The sequence below is a fragment of the Pseudomonas sp. BT-42-2 genome (genome assembly GCF_025847435.2).
GTDB classification, from domain to species: Bacteria; Pseudomonadota; Gammaproteobacteria; order Pseudomonadales; family Pseudomonadaceae; genus Aquipseudomonas; species Aquipseudomonas urmiensis.
In genome coordinates, this window is the sequence record NZ_JAOYTM010000016.1 from 147,711 (window position 1) to 163,055 (window position 15,345).

Annotated in this window: 14 protein-coding genes; 10 read left to right on the forward strand and 4 right to left on the reverse strand. The window is 61.9% G+C overall.

Going from position 1 to position 15,345, the window contains the following annotated elements; genetic code table 11:
* Nucleotides 1-607 precede the first annotated feature (607 nt).
* A complete protein-coding gene (locus tag OIU19_RS20165) occupies nt 608-2,155 on the reverse strand; it encodes an AmpG family muropeptide MFS transporter (RefSeq protein ID WP_264236505.1) in 1,548 nt (515 codons plus the stop codon).
* A 43-nt stretch (nt 2,156-2,198) separates the two neighbouring features.
* Nucleotides 2,199-2,552 (reverse strand): MGMT family protein, encoded by a 354-nt coding sequence (locus OIU19_RS20170; RefSeq protein ID WP_264236506.1) that lies wholly within the window; start codon nt 2,550-2,552, stop codon nt 2,199-2,201.
* A 153-nt stretch (nt 2,553-2,705) separates the two neighbouring features.
* Between OIU19_RS20170 and OIU19_RS20175 the strand changes: the two genes are divergently transcribed.
* The 5 genes from OIU19_RS20175 to groL all read left to right on the forward strand — a co-directional run bounded on the left by OIU19_RS20175 (nt 2,706) and on the right by groL (nt 7,357).
* Nucleotides 2,706-3,713 (forward strand): DUF481 domain-containing protein, encoded by a 1,008-nt coding sequence (locus OIU19_RS20175; protein ID WP_186553889.1) that lies wholly within the window; start codon nt 2,706-2,708, stop codon nt 3,711-3,713.
* A 135-nt stretch (nt 3,714-3,848) separates the two neighbouring features.
* Complete coding sequence (locus tag OIU19_RS20180) at nt 3,849-4,580, forward strand: HugZ family protein (RefSeq protein WP_264236507.1); 732 nt, start codon at nt 3,849-3,851, stop codon at nt 4,578-4,580.
* Between the two features lie 65 nt (nt 4,581-4,645).
* Nucleotides 4,646-5,107, forward strand: a complete 462-nt coding sequence (locus tag OIU19_RS20185) for an FxsA family protein (RefSeq protein WP_264236508.1) — start codon at nt 4,646-4,648, stop codon at nt 5,105-5,107.
* 257 nt (nt 5,108-5,364) lie between these two features.
* Complete coding sequence (locus tag OIU19_RS20190; protein ID WP_016488938.1) at nt 5,365-5,658, forward strand: co-chaperone GroES; 294 nt, start codon at nt 5,365-5,367, stop codon at nt 5,656-5,658.
* A 49-nt stretch (nt 5,659-5,707) separates the two neighbouring features.
* Nucleotides 5,708-7,357 carry a chaperonin GroEL gene (groL, locus tag OIU19_RS20195; protein ID WP_264236509.1) on the forward strand — a complete coding sequence of 550 codons (1,650 nt, stop codon included), beginning with the start codon at nt 5,708-5,710 and terminating at the stop codon, nt 7,355-7,357.
* 193 nt (nt 7,358-7,550) lie between these two features.
* Here groL and OIU19_RS20200 read toward each other — a convergent pair whose 3' ends face one another.
* Entirely contained in the window at nt 7,551-8,279 is a 729-nt protein-coding gene (locus OIU19_RS20200) for a phosphatase PAP2 family protein (protein ID WP_264236510.1), read from the reverse strand.
* Nucleotides 8,280-8,457: 178 nt separating this feature from the next.
* On the opposite strand from OIU19_RS20200, the gene colR reads away from it, so the two are divergent.
* The 5 genes from colR to OIU19_RS20225 all read left to right on the forward strand — a co-directional run bounded on the left by colR (nt 8,458) and on the right by OIU19_RS20225 (nt 12,186).
* Nucleotides 8,458-9,141 (forward strand): two-component system response regulator ColR, encoded by a 684-nt coding sequence (gene colR, locus OIU19_RS20205; RefSeq protein ID WP_186553893.1) that lies wholly within the window; start codon nt 8,458-8,460, stop codon nt 9,139-9,141.
* On the forward strand, nt 9,131-10,459 hold the full coding sequence (locus OIU19_RS20210; RefSeq protein WP_264236511.1) for a HAMP domain-containing sensor histidine kinase: 1,329 nt from the start codon (nt 9,131-9,133) through the stop codon (nt 10,457-10,459). The genes colR and OIU19_RS20210 overlap by 11 nt, the downstream gene beginning before the upstream one ends.
* A 114-nt stretch (nt 10,460-10,573) precedes the next feature.
* Nucleotides 10,574-11,254 carry a class I SAM-dependent methyltransferase gene (locus OIU19_RS20215; protein WP_264236512.1) on the forward strand — a complete coding sequence of 227 codons (681 nt, stop codon included), beginning with the start codon at nt 10,574-10,576 and terminating at the stop codon, nt 11,252-11,254.
* 6 nt (nt 11,255-11,260) lie between these two features.
* A complete protein-coding gene (locus OIU19_RS20220) occupies nt 11,261-11,962 on the forward strand; it encodes a lipopolysaccharide kinase InaA family protein (protein WP_264236513.1) in 702 nt (233 codons plus the stop codon).
* Nucleotides 11,959-12,186 (forward strand): hypothetical protein, encoded by a 228-nt coding sequence (locus OIU19_RS20225; RefSeq protein ID WP_186553897.1) that lies wholly within the window; start codon nt 11,959-11,961, stop codon nt 12,184-12,186. Before OIU19_RS20220 ends, OIU19_RS20225 begins: the two co-directional genes overlap by 4 nt.
* Nucleotides 12,187-12,286: 100 nt before the next feature.
* On the opposite strand, the gene OIU19_RS20230 is transcribed toward OIU19_RS20225, so the two are convergent.
* Entirely contained in the window at nt 12,287-15,340 is a 3,054-nt protein-coding gene (locus OIU19_RS20230) for a multidrug efflux RND transporter permease subunit (protein ID WP_264236514.1), read from the reverse strand.
* Nucleotides 15,341-15,345 lie beyond the last annotated feature (5 nt).

The following is a 15,345-nucleotide window of genomic DNA, read 5'->3' on the forward strand; positions in this document are numbered from 1 at the left end:
AGCTTTGCGCTGTGCCTGTGGGTGCGGGCTTTGCCCGCGCAGGCCACAACTACCAGCGCAGCCCTCAAGCTTTGCGCGGGGTCTGTGGGAGCGGGCTTGCCCGCGAAGAGGCCCGAACTACCAGCGCAGCCCTCAAGCTTTGCGCTGTGCCTGTGTGAGCGGGCTTGCCCGCGAAGAGGCCCGAACTACCAGCGCAGCCCTCAAGCTTTGCGCTGTGCCTGTGGGAGCGGGCTTGCCCGCGAAAAGGCCAGAACTACCAGCGCAGCCCTCAAGCTTTGCGCTGTGTCTGTGGGAGCGGGCTTGCCCGCGAAGAGGCCCGAACTACCAGCGCAGCCCTCAAGCTTTGCGCTGTGCCTGTGGGTGCGGGCTTTGCCCGCGCAGGCCACAACTACCAGCGCAGCCCTCAAGCTTTGCGCTGTGCCTGTGGGAGCGGGCTTGCCCGCGAAGAGGCCCGAACTACCTGCGCAGCCCTCAAGCTTTGCGCTGTGCCTGTGGGAGCGGGCTTGCCCGCGAAGAGGCCCGAACTACCAGCGCAGCCCTCAAGCTTTTCGCTGTGCCTGTGGGAGCGGGCTTGCCCGCGAAGAGGCCAGAATTACCAGCGCTGGACTCAAGGCTGCTCGGTAGCGGTGTTCTCGACAGGGGCCGGCTTGCCGCGCCCAGCCTCCTGACGCCACTGCAGGGCGATCAGGATCAAGGTCGGCACTCCCAGCAGCGCAGTGATCAGGAAGAAGTCGTGATAGCCGAACTTCTCCACCATCACCCCTGAGTAACCACCAATCAAGCGCGGCAACAGCAGCATGATCGAGCTGAGCAGCGCGTACTGTGTCGCCGAGAACTTCAAATTGGTCAGGCTGGACAGGTAGGCGACGAACGCCGAAGTGGCCATGCCGGAGCTGAAGTTATCCAGCGAAATAGTCACCACCAGCATTTCCAGGTTCGGCCCCATATCGGCCAGCATCAGGAACAGGATGTTGGTCGCCGCCGATGCCACGCCGCCGATGAACAGGATCGGCATGATGCCGAAACGCACGATCAGCAGCCCGCCAGCACCGGCGCCGAGCAGAGTCATGATCAGGCCGAAGATCTTGCTGACGCTGGCGATCTGGTCCTTGGTGAAGCCCATGTCGATGTAGAACACGTTGGCCATCACGCCCATCACCGTATCGGACATGCGATAGGTGGCGATCAGACCCAACAGCAGCAGCGCCTGCCAGCGATAACGCGCGATGAAGTCGTTGACCGGCGTCAGCACCGGTGCCAGGCCGCGGCGGCCCAGGGAAGACAGGCAGGCCCAGGTCAGCAGCACGTACAGCAGCAGACGCAGGAAGGCGCGGTCTTCGAGGAACAGGTCGAGTACGGTCGAGTCGCCGAACACTACGCTGGCCCAGTCGGTATTGAACAGCTGGGTGAAGCTGGCTGGGACCGATACCAGCAGGATGATCAGCACGAACACCGAAGCCAGCTGGTGGCCCAGGCCATAACGTGCAGCAGACAGTTGAGTGCGCAGCGGAACCGGTGGTTCACGCATCACCAGGGTAGTGAACACCGCCGGCAGCATGATCACGCCAAACAGCACGTAGGTGCCGGTCCACGCCTGGTGCAAGTAGCTGAAGCCAGTGGAGCCAAACCACTCGGCGAAGAACAGTGCACCGGCCGTGGCCAACAGCGCGGCGACCCGGTAACCGGCCATGTAGCTGGCGGCGAGGGCGGCTTGGCGCTGGTCATCGGCGATTTCCAGGCGATAGGCGTCGACGGCGATGTCCTGGGTAGCTGAAGCGAAGGCCACCAGCACCGCCAAGGCAATCAGCCACGACAGATGCTTTTGTGGGTCGCACAAGCCCATGCCGACCAGGCCGATCACCACCAACACCTGCGACAGCAGCAGCCACGAGCGACGCCGGCCAAGGCCGCCGAGCAGTGGCAGGCGCCATTGGTCGAGCAGTGGCGACCAGACCCATTTGAAGGCGTAGGCAAGGCCGATCAGGCTGGCATAGCCGATGGTTTCGCGCGCCACACCGGCTTCGCGCAACCACACCGAAAGCGTTGAGAACACCAGCATGTACGGCAGGCCGGCGGCAAAGCCAAGCAGCAAGAGCACCAGGGTTGACGGGCTGGCATAGGCAGCGAGCGCAGCGCGCCAGGTTTTACGGGGCATGGGCCAACATCTGCCTCAAGTTTACGAAAACAAAGCGCGCACTCTAACCGCTGTGCTCCATTGGACGCCAGCCATGGTGCGTCATATCCACACGATTATTGGTTACATTGACCCCTTCCGCGCGCAGCCGAGCACGCTGTTCGTCGCCCGACGGGGTGCCCAGTGCCAGGCTCAGGCGCCCTCCGGCGCCGAGCACCCGGTGCCAGGGCAAACGGGTGTCCGCAGGCAACTGCCCAAGGGTACGCCCGACCCAACGCGCTGCTCGCCCTAACCCTGCCAACTCGGCCAGCTGGCCATAGCTGACGACCTTGCCCGAGGGAATCTGGCCCAGCACGGAATACAGTGCCATTCGTCGGGCATCGGCATCTTCCGCCGAAAGGTGCGAAACCCCTGACATCAGGCGAGCGCCGGGTGTGGCAGGCCAAACGGCGTGTAGGCCTGGTAAATGAGAGTTGAACTCAACGGCATGGGCTGGGTCTGTCCTTGCTCTAGTCGTGTGCATCTGGATAATGCCCGGCTTTTTTCGTCAAACCGAGCCCGTAGTCAGCTTATGTATTCTAGAACCTTGCTCTGCCTTATCGCCGCATCCCTGTGTACCCCTGTGTTGGCCGACACCGTCTGGATGAAGAACGGTGACAAGCTCAGTGGCAAGATCAAGGTCTTCGACGGCGGCAAGCTGCTGCTCGAGACGCCGTATGGTGGCTCCATCGCCCTGGACTGGAAACAGGTGCAGACGCTGGAAAGCGATCAGGAGATGCTGGTCAAGCAGGACGCCTACACGGGCGAGAAAGCCAAGTCGCTCAAGGCCGCCGAGCCAGGCAAGGTCACCCTGGCCAACGGCGATGCGCCCAAGACCGTCGATCTGGCCAGCATCGAGCAGATCATGAAGCCGCGACCTTTGGTCGAAGACTTCCTGTGGAAGGGCAATGTTGACCTGGCCATGGACTACAAGCGCGCCGAGAACGACACCGACGACTACGACGTCAGCTTCAAGACTACCGCCCGCCACGGCCGCTGGCGGCACAACGCCGAAGGCGAGTACAACCGCGAAACCAAGGACGACGTCACCACCACCAACAATTGGAGCGCCGAGTACGCGCTGGATCGTTTCCTCACCGAGAAATGGTTCTGGCAGGGCCGTCTGGAATACAAGCGTGACCACATCGAAGACCTGGCCCGCCAGCGTACCGTGGGTACCGGCCCGGGTTACCAGTTCTGGGATGACGAGCTGGGCGCGTTCTCGCTCGGCTCGCTGATCAACCGCACGGACTACCAATACCGTGATGGCGGCAAGGACAACTTCTATTCGGCGGCAGTCAAGTGGGACTACACCCGCTACCTGATCGGCAAGAACGTCCAGCTGTTCACCAATGGCGAGCTGGGCAAGCCGCTGGGTGGGGTCGCCGACTACTCGCTGGATGCCGAGATCGGCCTGCGCTACAAGGTTACCGAGTGGGCCTCGCTGAACCTCAAGGCCGAGAAGGACATGATCCAGGGTACCCGTGACAGCGATCTGGACAAAACCCGCTATACCGCAGGCTTTGGCGTTACCTGGTAAAAGCAGTTGCTAGCGGTAAGCTACAAGCGGCAAGCAAGAGCGGACGTACGGACCTTTAACCGGCGTCGCTGGCTTGCTTTTTCTTGCCGCTTGTAGCTTATAGCTTGCAGCTGATTTTCTTCAGGAGCCTCTTTCGTGAGTACCAACGCCCTTCGCCCCGCCCGGGAACTGCTGCTCAAGGAATACCGCGGCGTGCTCTCGACCCATTCCAAGTCCATGCCCGGCTACCCGTTCGGTTCCGTCGTGCCGTACTGCCTGGACGCCGAAGGCCATCCGCTGATCCTCATCAGCCGCATCGCCCAACACACCCACAACCTGCAAAAAGACCCCAAGTGCTCGCTGCTGGTCGGTGAGCGCGACGCCGAGGATGTGCAGGCCGTTGGCCGCCTTACGGTCATGGCCGAGGCGCACAAGCTCACCGATGAAGCGGCCATCGACGCGGCGGCCGAGCGTTACTACCGCTACTTCCCGGAAGCCGCCAATTACCACAAGGCCCATGACTTCGATTTCTGGGTGCTGCAGCCGGTGCGCCACCGCTACATCGGCGGCTTCGGTGCGATTCACTGGCTCGACCAGGTCACCCTGGCCAACACCTTTGCCGGCAAGGCCGAGGCGAGCATGATCGAGCACATGAACAGCGACCATGCCAACGCCATCGCCCACTACGTCGAACTGAGCGACTTGCCGCGCACGCCAGCGGCGCAACTGGTCGGCATCGACAGTGAGGGCATGCACCTGCGCATCGGTCAGGCGGTTTACTGGCTGCCATTCCCAAGCACCTGCAATACGCCGACACAAGTTCGCGAAGCCCTGGTTTTGCTGGCGCGCGCCCACAGTTGGCCAACCGCGGCGGACGTCGAGGGTTGAAAAAACGAGCACACGCATCCATTTGAGGTCTTACTGGAAGGTTGTCTTCCGTCGAGGAACCCTTGATGCGTGTTTTCCTACTGCTGTTTCTGATTTTTCCGGTGCTGGAGCTGTTCGTCTTCGTCAAAGTCAGCGCCGCCATCGGTTTCTTCCCGGCGCTGCTGTTGATCATCGCCGGTTCCGCCCTGGGTGTGCTGGTGATGCGTGTGGCCGGCTTGGCCACCGCCTTGCGTGCCCGTGAGAGCCTGCAGCGCGGCGAGCTGCCCGCCGAGGACATGTTCCAGGGCATGATGCTGGCGGTCGGTGGTGGCCTGTTGCTGATCCCAGGTTTCATCAGCGACGTGCTCGGCCTGATCTGCCTGCTGCCGTTCACCCGTCACCTGGCGGCGCGCAAGCTGCGTCAGCGGGCCGAGGCTCAGGCCATGCGCCAGCGAGCGTTCCAGGACGATCCGTACAGTGCCCGTCCGCCAGAGGGTGCCCACCGTCCTAACGTCATCGAAGGCGAGTACGAGCGGCGCGACAAGTAACTGTTGCAAGCCTTTGCCCAGCGGCCCCGAGAGGGGCCGTTGTGCGTTTTGCGATAAGGCTATGAAATTTTTTCCAGGGCAAGCCTTGTAATTGTTTCCAGCGGCCTCATGTATGTGGTCACCGCAAGGTTTCTGGTGGCAACGCCAGACAAGACTCAGGGGTTTGCTGATGCAGGCCCCTCCCGGCAACGCCGGAATGCCTCAACCGCCGGTGTCGACACCGGCCGATGAAAACCACAATTTGGGAGAGATCGACAATGAAGCTTCGTCCTCTGCATGACCGCGTAGTCATCCGTCGCAGCGAAGAAGAATCGAAAACCGCTGGCGGTATCGTCCTGCCGGGTTCGGCCGCTGAAAAACCAAACCGCGGTGAAGTTGTTGCCGTCGGCACCGGTCGCATCCTGGACAACGGCGAAGTTCGCGCGCTGGCCGTGAAAGTGGGTGACAAAGTGGTTTTCGGCCCTTACTCGGGCAGCAACACTGTGAAAGTCGATGGCGAAGACCTGCTGGTAATGGCTGAGAACGAGATTCTCGCCGTTGTCGAAGGCTGATTTCCCCGATTTCCCGTTACTCCAAAGAATTTCCAAGGATTAAACGATCATGGCTGCTAAAGACGTAAAATTCGGCGATTCCGCCCGTAAGAAAATGCTCGTTGGTGTCAACGTTCTGGCTGACGCTGTTAAAGCGACCCTCGGCCCGAAAGGCCGTAACGTTGTCCTGGCCAAGAGCTTCGGTGCGCCAACCATCACCAAAGACGGTGTTTCGGTTGCCAAGGAAATCGAACTGAAAGACGCCTTTGAAAACATGGGCGCCCAACTGGTCAAGGAAGTTGCTTCCAAGGCCAACGATGCTGCCGGTGACGGCACCACCACCGCTACCGTTCTGGCTCAAGCCATCGTCAACGAAGGCCTCAAGGCCGTCGCTGCCGGCATGAACCCGATGGATCTGAAGCGCGGTATCGACAAGGCCACCGCCGCTGTCGTCGCCGAGCTGAAAAACCTGTCCAAGCCATGCGCCGACTCCAAGGCCATCGCTCAGGTAGGCACCATCTCCGCCAACTCCGACACCTCCATCGGTGAGATCATCGCCGAAGCCATGGAAAAAGTCGGTAAAGAAGGCGTCATCACCGTTGAAGAAGGCTCGGGCCTGGAAAACGAACTGTCTGTCGTAGAAGGCATGCAGTTCGACCGCGGCTACCTGTCGCCTTACTTCGTCAACAAGCCAGACACCATGGTTGCCGAGCTCGAAGGCCCGCTGCTGCTGCTGGTCGACAAGAAGATCTCCAACATCCGTGAGCTGCTGCCAGTTCTGGAAGCCGTTGCCAAGGCCGGCCGTCCGCTGCTGATCGTGGCTGAAGACGTTGAAGGCGAAGCGCTGGCTACCCTGGTAGTCAACAACATGCGCGGCATCGTCAAGGTCGCTGCGGTCAAGGCTCCTGGCTTCGGTGATCGCCGCAAGGCCATGCTGCAAGACATCGCCGTTCTGACTGGCGGTACCGTCATCTCCGAAGAGATCGGTCTGTCCCTGGAGTCGGCTACCCTGGAGCACCTGGGTAACGCCAAGCGCGTCATCCTGTCCAAGGAAAACACCACCATCATCGACGGCGCTGGCGTCGACGCTGACATCGAAGCACGCGTCAAGCAGATCCGTGCCCAGATCGAAGAGACTTCGTCTGACTACGACCGTGAGAAGCTGCAAGAGCGTCTGGCCAAGCTGGCTGGCGGTGTTGCCGTGATCAAGGTCGGTGCTGGCACCGAAGTTGAAATGAAAGAGAAGAAAGCCCGCGTTGAAGACGCCCTGCACGCTACCCGTGCAGCCGTTGAAGAAGGCGTGGTGCCTGGCGGTGGTGTTGCCCTGGTACGTGCCCTGGCAGCCATTGTCGACCTCAAAGGCGACAACGAAGACCAGAACGTCGGTATCGCCCTGCTGCGCCGCGCCGTTGAATCGCCGCTGCGCCAGATCACTGCCAACGCCGGCGACGAGCCAAGCGTTGTCGCTGACAAGGTCAAGCAAGGTTCGGGTAACTTTGGTTACAACGCCGCTACCGGCGAATACGGCGACATGATCGAGATGGGCATCCTTGACCCAGCCAAGGTCACTCGCTCGGCGCTGCAAGCTGCAGCTTCGATCGGCGGTCTGATGATCACCACCGAGGCGATGATTGCCGACGCTCCTCAGGAAGCTCCTGCTGGCGGCATGCCTGACATGGGCGGCATGGGTGGCATGGGCGGCATGGGCGGCATGATGTAAGCCAGCCTTACCCCCTCGCTGTAACGAGAAGCCCCGCCTAGTGCGGGGCTTTTTGTTTTTTGTGTCGAGATATCAAGGCCGCTTTGCGCCCATCGCAGCGGTTCGGCGCTGCGACGAGCCCTCTTCTACAGACAGCCCGTCCCTGTAGGCGATGGCTCGCCCGCGATGGGCCGCAAAGCGGCCCCAAACCTGCTCAGGCGACGCTATTCTGCCCGACCGGCACGCAAGCCACTCCCCGGCGATACAACACCAAGTAATAACAGCCCAATCCAATTAGCCAGCAGAACACCGCCGTCCACACGTTGTGCGAGAAAAAATGCGCCCCCTGCAACATCCGCCCCAATGACAACACCACGCCGGTCGTGGTCGCCACCAGCAACGCCGCTCGCGCCATGCGCGGGCGCCGGTCACGCAGCACGAAGAACAGCGCAAACAGGCTGAACCCAGTCGCCGCATGCCCACCCGGCCAGCACATCCCCGGTTTGTCGGTCGCAGGGCGTGCCTCCAGCAGCTTGCTGTAGGTCTCCTTACCGCCAAACTGGCTCAGGCTCCATGGGCACTGCACCGCCGTCAGCTGCTTGAGCGGGGTGACGAAACTGGTCGAAAGCGCCAGCGACAGCACCAGGCAGCCGAGCTCACGGCGCCAGGCAAACAGGCGCGGCCAGACCAAGCTGGTGATGAAGGCGAGCACCGCCAGCAAGCCCAAGCCGATCACCGCCTGCTTGACCCGATCGTGCAGGATGGTTTCCAGCCAATAGCTATGGCGGCCGATGAACTGCCCCGCGCCCGGGTCGAAGGCCAGTGTGGCCAGGTCCATGTCCAATGGGGTCAATTCAAGCAGCAACAGGCCCGCAGCGATGGCCAGCGGGATGCCCAGGTACAGCCAAAGATTGAGCGGGCGAGGTCGAGCGGCTGAATGCATGGTGGCTCCAGGAGCGAAAGAGATCGGCCATTGTCTGCTCACCGCTATCTTGAGCGGGTGAAGGTTCGGTGAAAAAAGCGTCGGCATCGACGATATCCCCGCAAGGCTGGCGCCCGGCCATTGATGGCCGTAAGCTGCGCCTGCCGCGCACTGCGAAAGCGCCGCACAGGAGACCCCGATGCGCATTCTTTTGGTTGAAGACAACCGCGATATTCTTGCCAATCTGGCCGATTACCTCGGCATGAAGGGCTACACCGTCGATTGTGCCCAGGATGGTTTGTCTGGCCTGCACCTGGCCGCGACCGAGCACTACGACCTGATCGTGCTCGACATCATGCTGCCCGGCATCGATGGCTACACCCTGTGCAAGCGCCTGCGCGAGGATGCCCGTCGCGACACGCCGGTGATCATGCTCACCGCTCGCGATCAACTGGATGACCGCCTGCAGGGCTTTCGCTCCGGTGCCGACGACTACCTGCTCAAGCCGTTCGCGTTGTCGGAGCTGGCCGCGCGCATCGAAGCGGTGCTGCGCCGCAGCCAAGGGGGAGGGCGCCGCACGTTGCAGGTCGCCGACCTCAGCTATGACCTGGACACCCTCGAAGTCACCCGCCAGGGCCGCTTGCTCAAGCTCAACCCGGTGGGCCTCAAGCTGCTCGCGGTACTGATGCAGAAGAGCCCGCACGTGCTGCGCCGCGAAGTGCTGGAAGAAGCCCTGTGGGGCGATGACTGCCCCGACAGTGACAGCCTGCGCAGCCATGTCCACCAGCTGCGCCAAGTGATCGACAAACCTTTCGACAAACCGTTGCTGCATACCGTCCACGGCGTCGGCTATCGCCTCGCCGAGGGTCGCGATGGAGTTTAAGCAAAGCCTTGCCCAGCGCATCATCATCGCCTTTGCCTTGATGAGCGCCCTGGTGGCCGGGGCCTTCGCCTTCGGTATCGTCGCCACCGTGCACCTGGTCGAAGAACGGCTGATCTCTGCCGTGCTCGGCGGTGACCTGCAGCGCCTGCTGCGCATGGACAGCGTCAGTGACTGGAGCCACCGGCCACGCCCGGACCAGCTGTTCTACTTCAGTGGCGGGCGCGACGATTTCGAGTTGCCCAAGGACTTGCGCCACCTCAACGCCGGTTTCCATGAAGTGTTCCGCGATCAGTTGTCTTACCACGCCATGGTCGAGGTAGTGGACGGTCGTCACTACGTGCTGTTGCAGGACCAGAGTGATTTCGAAGAGCGCGAGCGGGTGCTGTTCGCGGTGGTGGTAGTGGGTTTCGTGCTCAGCCTGGTGCTGGCGGTGATCCTCGGCTGGCTGCTGGCCCGGCGCGTGATGGCCCCGGTAATCCGCCTGGCGCGCCAGGTTCGCCATCGCGATCAGTTGCTCGGCCTGGCGCCGCCCTTGGCCCCGGACTATGCCGCGGACGAGGTTGGCCAGTTGGCGGTGGCCTTCGATGACACCCTGGGCCGGTTGCGCGATGCGTTGACCCGCGAGCGGCTATTCACCAGTGACGTCAGCCATGAATTGCGCACGCCACTGATGGTGCTGGCCACTTCTTGCGAGCTGCTGATGGAAAACCCCGGCCTGGACAGCCGCGCGCGTAACCAGGTGGAGCGCATCGCCCGCGCCACCGAGGAGATGCGTGAGCTGGTCAAGACCTTCCTGATGCTCGCCCGCGCCCAGCGCGATGAAGGCGCGGTCGCCTCCAAGGCGACTTTGCGTGAGGTGGCCGACGATCTGATCGGCGTCTGGCGCGATACCGTCGAGCAAAAGGGCCTGACCCTGTACTACGACGGCCGGGTCAGCGCCAGCCCGGTGCTGTACAACGCCACCTTCCTGCAATCGGTGATGGGCAACTTGCTGCGCAACGCGGCGCACTACACCGACAGTGGCTACATCCGCCTGAGCCTGGAGGCTAACGGTTTCAGTGTCGAGGACAGCGGTGTGGGTATCCCGGAAGAGCAGCGCGAAGCGATGTTCCGCCCCTTCGTGCGTGGCGATGAGCGCCGCGGCGAGGGTCTGGGCCTGGGCCTGTCACTGGTGCAGCGGATCTGTGACGACCAGGGCTGGCGGGTCACCCTGAGCGCGACCTTGCCACACGGGTGTCGCTTCCAGGTCGACCTCAGTCAGGGCGCGCCAGCGCCGGAAGCGGGCACGCTGATCGGCCAAGAGCCCTCTACCAAGTAATTAGTAACTTCTTGCAAAACTTGTGGAAAAGTCCGACAGATTTTTCACATTTGCATAACCTGATTCCAACGCGCGCTTACCTAAGGTGAGCGCACTGGAGTCTGGAGATGCCCAATGCGTAGCCCCATCAAACTCGAATTTTCCGAGAAGTACGACCAGCAACACGCCCGTGACTACTTCCTCAAGCACCAGGATGGCTTGGCTCGTCGCCTGTCTCACCAGCGTGATGAGCAATTGGCGCGGCGCGCCCTGGCACTGGCGGGCGACCCTGGCCTGGTGCTCGACCTGCCCTGCGGCGCTGGCCGCTTCTGGCCGCTGCTGGCGGAAAAGGCCAATCGGGTAATCATTGGCGCCGACAACTCCGAAGCGATGATCGGGACAGCCTGTGCCGCGCAACCGCCAGAGGTGGTGGCGCGGGTACGGCCCTTGCAGACTTCAGCCTTTGCCATCGATCTGCCGGACAACGCCGTGGACAGCATCTTCTGCATGCGCCTGTTCCACCACATCGGCGAAGCGGCCCATCGCCAGACCATTCTCTCGGAGTTTCATCGGGTTAGCCGCGACAGCGTAATCCTGTCGCTGTGGGTTGATGGCAACTTCAAAGCCTGGCGGCGCAAAAAGCTCGAGCAGCGTCGTAGCGCCAAAGCGGAGCAGGGCAGTTACCAAAACCGCTTCGTGTTACCCGCTGACACAGTCGAGCAAGAATTTTTGACTGCCGGCTTTAGAATTCAGGAACGTCTGGACTTCCTGCCGTTCTACGCCATGTGGCGAGTTTACGTATTACGCAAGGGGTAGGTATTCATGGCGGTAGCCCAGGGTCGCGGTTCGCAGTTCGATTACTACTGGCAACAGCAGGGTGAGTGGGTAGAGGAACCCAATCAGCGGCGCGGCGGCGAAAGCGGCGTGCAGCGGCTGAACGACGCAAGCGGGCAGTTGCTGTACGCCAAGCGCCAGGTCGGGCACCTCTATCGCAGCCTGCTGCATCCGTTTGGTCGGCCAACGGTGCTGCGCGAGCAGGACGCCTTGCACAGCTTCGAACAACTGGGTGTACGCGTGCCGCGCATCGTCTACTGCGGTGTTCAACGCGATGGCGATCACCAGTGGCGTGCGCTGTTGGTCAGCGAAGCGCTGGATGGCTTTGTCGATCTGGATACCTGGCATGCCGAGGGCGCGCGGCAGCGCTATCCGCAGGTGGTGCACGAACGCATGCTCAAGGATTTGGCCGACAATCTGGCGCGCATGCACCTGGGCCATTGGCAGCATGGCTGCCTGTACGGCAAGCATGTATTCATCAAGATCAGTGGCGAGGGCGAGCAAGCCCGCGCTGAAGTCGCGTTGCTCGATTTGGAGAAGTGCCGGCGGCGCATCAGTCGCCAGCGTGCAGCGCTGAATGACCTGGGTCAGCTACGCCGCCATTCGTCACTCAACGAGGCAGAGTGGCAAACACTGCTCTATTTTTACCAGATGGCGTTTGGCAGCGCTGTCAAAGGGTTAGAGCAATGAAACTAGAAATAGCTCGAGCTTTGTTTCTGGTGGGCGCATTGGTGGTGACGACGGCAGCTGCGGCTGCCTGGGACGAACCGGGCCCAACGGTATTCAGCAAAGCTGATCAGGCAGGGCAGTGCGCTCTGCCGCGTGTGGCAAAACAGCAAGCCGTGGCGCAGCCAGACAATGATCTGCTGCTGTTCCTGTTCGGCTTGCGTCAAGGGTTGCGGCCGTTCGGCTGACAATATCCGAGTCATTCATTCCCTGTAAGAGCTGGCGAAGCCTGCGACGGGCTGCATGGCAGCCCCCATCCGCTAGCGAGGGCTTCGCCAGTCTCCACGACTACCTCTCGATCACCGTCTGCTGTTCCCCTGCAATCGTCTTGTGCGCCAGCAAGGTATAGATGCAGGGCAACACAAACAGGGTAAACAGTGTCCCGATCGACATCCCGGTTGCGATCACCATGCCGATATCGAAGCGGCTCACCGCCCCGGCGCCTGTCGCAAGAATCAGTGGCACCATGCCAAATACCATCGCGGCGGTGGTCATCAGCACCGGGCGCAAGCGAATCGCTGCCGCCTCTTCAATCGCCTCGCGCCTGTCCAGGCCCTTTTCTTCACGCAATTGATTGGCGAATTCGACGATCAAAATGCCGTGCTTGGTGATCAACCCGATCAGCGTCACCAAACCCACCTGGGTGTAGATGTTCATGCTCGACACCCCCAAAAACAACGGCAGCAACGCCCCGCAAATCGACAGCGGCACGGTCACCAGGATCACCAGCGGATCGCGGAAACTCTCGAACTGCGCCGCCAGCACCAGGAAGATGATCGCCAGCGCCAGGCCAAAGGTTACCCACAGCGCGGTGCCTTCCTGGACGAACTGCCGCGCAACTCCGGCATAGTCGAAAGAGAAGCCTTCCGGCGCCTCTTCGCGGGCGATCTGCTGCACGGTTGCCAGCGCCTCTCCCATGCTGACCATCGGCACGCCCTGGATCATCGCCGAGTTCAGCTGCTGGAACTGGTTGAGCTGGCGCGGGCGGGCGCGGTCGCTGAGGGTGATCAGGGTCGACAGCGGCAGTAGTTGGCCCTGGTCGTTCTTCACGTAGTAGTTGTTCAGCCAGCCTGGGTTATCGCGGTACGGCCGCTCGACCTGGGCGATAACCTTGTAGCTGCGCCCTTCCAGGGTAAAGCGGTTGATCTCGGCTTCGCCCAGCAGGGTCGCCAGGGTACCGCCGAGCACGTCCATCGATACGCCCATCTGCGCCGCTTTGGCCCGGTCGATGTCGACCACCACTTCAGGCTTGTCGAACGCCAGGTCGATATCGAGGAAGGCGAACTTGCCCGAGGCCTGGGCACGTTCCTTGACCCGCTGGGCGACTTCCAGCAGGGCGGGGTAATCGCCAGCGCTGTTGATCACGAATTGGAACGGCAGACCCTCGCCGGTGCCCGGCAGCGAGGGCAGGTTGAAGCCAAAGATCTGCAGGCCGCCGATCTCTTCGAGCTTGGCTTGGACCAGCGGCAGTAACTCCATCTGGCTGCGTTCGCGCTCATTCCACGGCTTGAGCAAAAAGCCGCCGATGCCGCTCTGTACCCCATTGAAACCGTTGATCTGGAACGAGGAGTAATACTCGGGGAAGCTCTTGAAGATCGTGGTGAACTCGTCGGTGTAGGCGTTCAGGTAATCCAGGTTGGCCGGCTGCGGCGAACTGCTCATCATGAAGATCACGCCCTGGTCTTCGTTGGGCGCCAGTTCACTCTGGGTGAATTTCAGCAGGACCGGGATCAGGCACAGGATGATCACGGCGAACACCAGCACCACCGGCCGGCTGTTGAGGGTGCCGTGCAGCAGACGCTGGTAGCGAACCTTGAGCCCTTCGAACAGCACATCCAGGCGATGGGCCAGGCCGCTGGGGTTCTGCTCGTGACGCAGCAACAGTGCGCACATCATCGGCGACAGGGTCAGGGCGACAACGCCGGAGATGATTACCGCACCCGCCAGGGTCAGGGCGAACTCCTTGAACAGGGCGCCGGTCAGTCCTTGCAGAAAGCCAATCGGCGCATACACGGCGGCCAGGGTGATGGTCATCGACACCACCGGCATGGCGATTTCGCGGGCGCCCTCCAGGGCTGCATCGAAGGGCGACTTGCCCTCTTCGATATGGCGGTGGATGTTTTCCACCACGACGATGGCATCGTCCACCACCAGGCCGATGGCCAGCACCATCGCCAGGAGCGTGAGCAAATTCAGCGAATAGCCCATCATCTGCATGAAAAACAATACGCCGATCATCGACAGCGGGATGGTGATGACCGGGATCAACACCGAACGCAGCGCGCCGAGGAACAGGAACACCACGACGATGACGATCAGCACCGCCTCGCCAAGGGTCTTGATCACTTCATCGATCGAGGCCTGGATGAACAGCGTGGCGTCATAGGCGATGGACACCTTCAGGCTTGCCGGCAACTGGCTCTCCAGCTCTGGCATGATCCGCCGCACTTCCTTGATCACCTCCAGCGGGTTGGCCGCAGGCGTGGCCTTGATGCCGATGTACACCGATGGCGTGCCATCGAACGAGCTGACCGTGTCGTAGTTTTCCGCGCCCATTTCGACGCGCGCGACGTCGCCCAGCAGCACCCGGGTATCGCCCTCGGTCTTGAGCGGCAGGGCGGCGAAGGCTTCCGGCGATTTCAGTTCGGTGGTGGCGTTGATGCTGGTCACCACGTACTCGCCTTTGACCTCACCGGCAGCGGAAAGGAAGTTGTAGCGGCGCACCGCCGCGGTCACATCGTTGGCCGAGAGGCCGAAGCCTGCCAGCTTGACCGGGTCGATCCAGATGCGCATGGCGAACACCTGGTTGCCGAGGATCTCGGCTTCAGCCATGCCTGGCAGGGTGGCCAGCTTGGGCTGGATCACCCGCGACAGATAATCGGTGATTTGCGGGTTGCTCATCTGCTCGCTGTAGAAGCTGATGTACATCAGCGCCGAAGCGTCGGCGGCTTCTTTGCTCAGCACCGGGTCTTCGGATTCTTGCGGCAGCTTGTTGCGCACTTCGTTGGCCTTGGCCAACAGCTCGGTGAACAGCCGGTCGCTGTTGGCGCCAATACGCGCGTAGATGGAGATGATCGAGAAGTTCTGGCGGCTCACCGAGGTCATGTAGTCGATGCCTTCGGCGCTGGCCAGGCTCTGCTGCAGCGGCTGGGTGATGTAGCCCTGGATGGTTTCGGCGTTGGCTCCGGGGTAGGCGGTGGTCACCGTGATCAGGGCGTTTTCCATCTGCGGGTACTGGCGGATCTGCAGCTTGCTCCAGGCCTGGAAACCCAGCAGCAGGATCAGCAAGCTGACCACGCTGGCCAACACCGGGCGGCGGATGAACGGATCGGTGAACGCCATGCCAG

Coding starts and splice junctions, on each gene's coding strand:
- OIU19_RS20165 (WP_264236505.1), bottom strand. CDS start 2,155: ATGCCCCGTAAAACCTGGCGCGCTGCGCTCGCTGCCTATGCCAGCCCG.
- colR (WP_186553893.1), top strand. CDS start 8,458: ATGCGCATTCTTTTGGTTGAAGACAACCGCGATATTCTTGCCAATCTG.
- OIU19_RS20170 (WP_264236506.1), bottom strand. CDS start 2,552: ATGTCAGGGGTTTCGCACCTTTCGGCGGAAGATGCCGATGCCCGACGA.
- OIU19_RS20230 (WP_264236514.1), bottom strand. CDS start 15,340: ATGGCGTTCACCGATCCGTTCATCCGCCGCCCGGTGTTGGCCAGCGTG.
- OIU19_RS20220 (WP_264236513.1), top strand. CDS start 11,261: ATGGCGGTAGCCCAGGGTCGCGGTTCGCAGTTCGATTACTACTGGCAA.
- OIU19_RS20210 (WP_264236511.1), top strand. CDS start 9,131: ATGGAGTTTAAGCAAAGCCTTGCCCAGCGCATCATCATCGCCTTTGCC.
- OIU19_RS20200 (WP_264236510.1), bottom strand. CDS start 8,279: ATGCATTCAGCCGCTCGACCTCGCCCGCTCAATCTTTGGCTGTACCTG.
- groL (WP_264236509.1), top strand. CDS start 5,708: ATGGCTGCTAAAGACGTAAAATTCGGCGATTCCGCCCGTAAGAAAATG.
- OIU19_RS20190 (WP_016488938.1), top strand. CDS start 5,365: ATGAAGCTTCGTCCTCTGCATGACCGCGTAGTCATCCGTCGCAGCGAA.
- OIU19_RS20185 (WP_264236508.1), top strand. CDS start 4,646: ATGCGTGTTTTCCTACTGCTGTTTCTGATTTTTCCGGTGCTGGAGCTG.
- OIU19_RS20225 (WP_186553897.1), top strand. CDS start 11,959: ATGAAACTAGAAATAGCTCGAGCTTTGTTTCTGGTGGGCGCATTGGTG.
- OIU19_RS20215 (WP_264236512.1), top strand. CDS start 10,574: ATGCGTAGCCCCATCAAACTCGAATTTTCCGAGAAGTACGACCAGCAA.
- OIU19_RS20175 (WP_186553889.1), top strand. CDS start 2,706: ATGTATTCTAGAACCTTGCTCTGCCTTATCGCCGCATCCCTGTGTACC.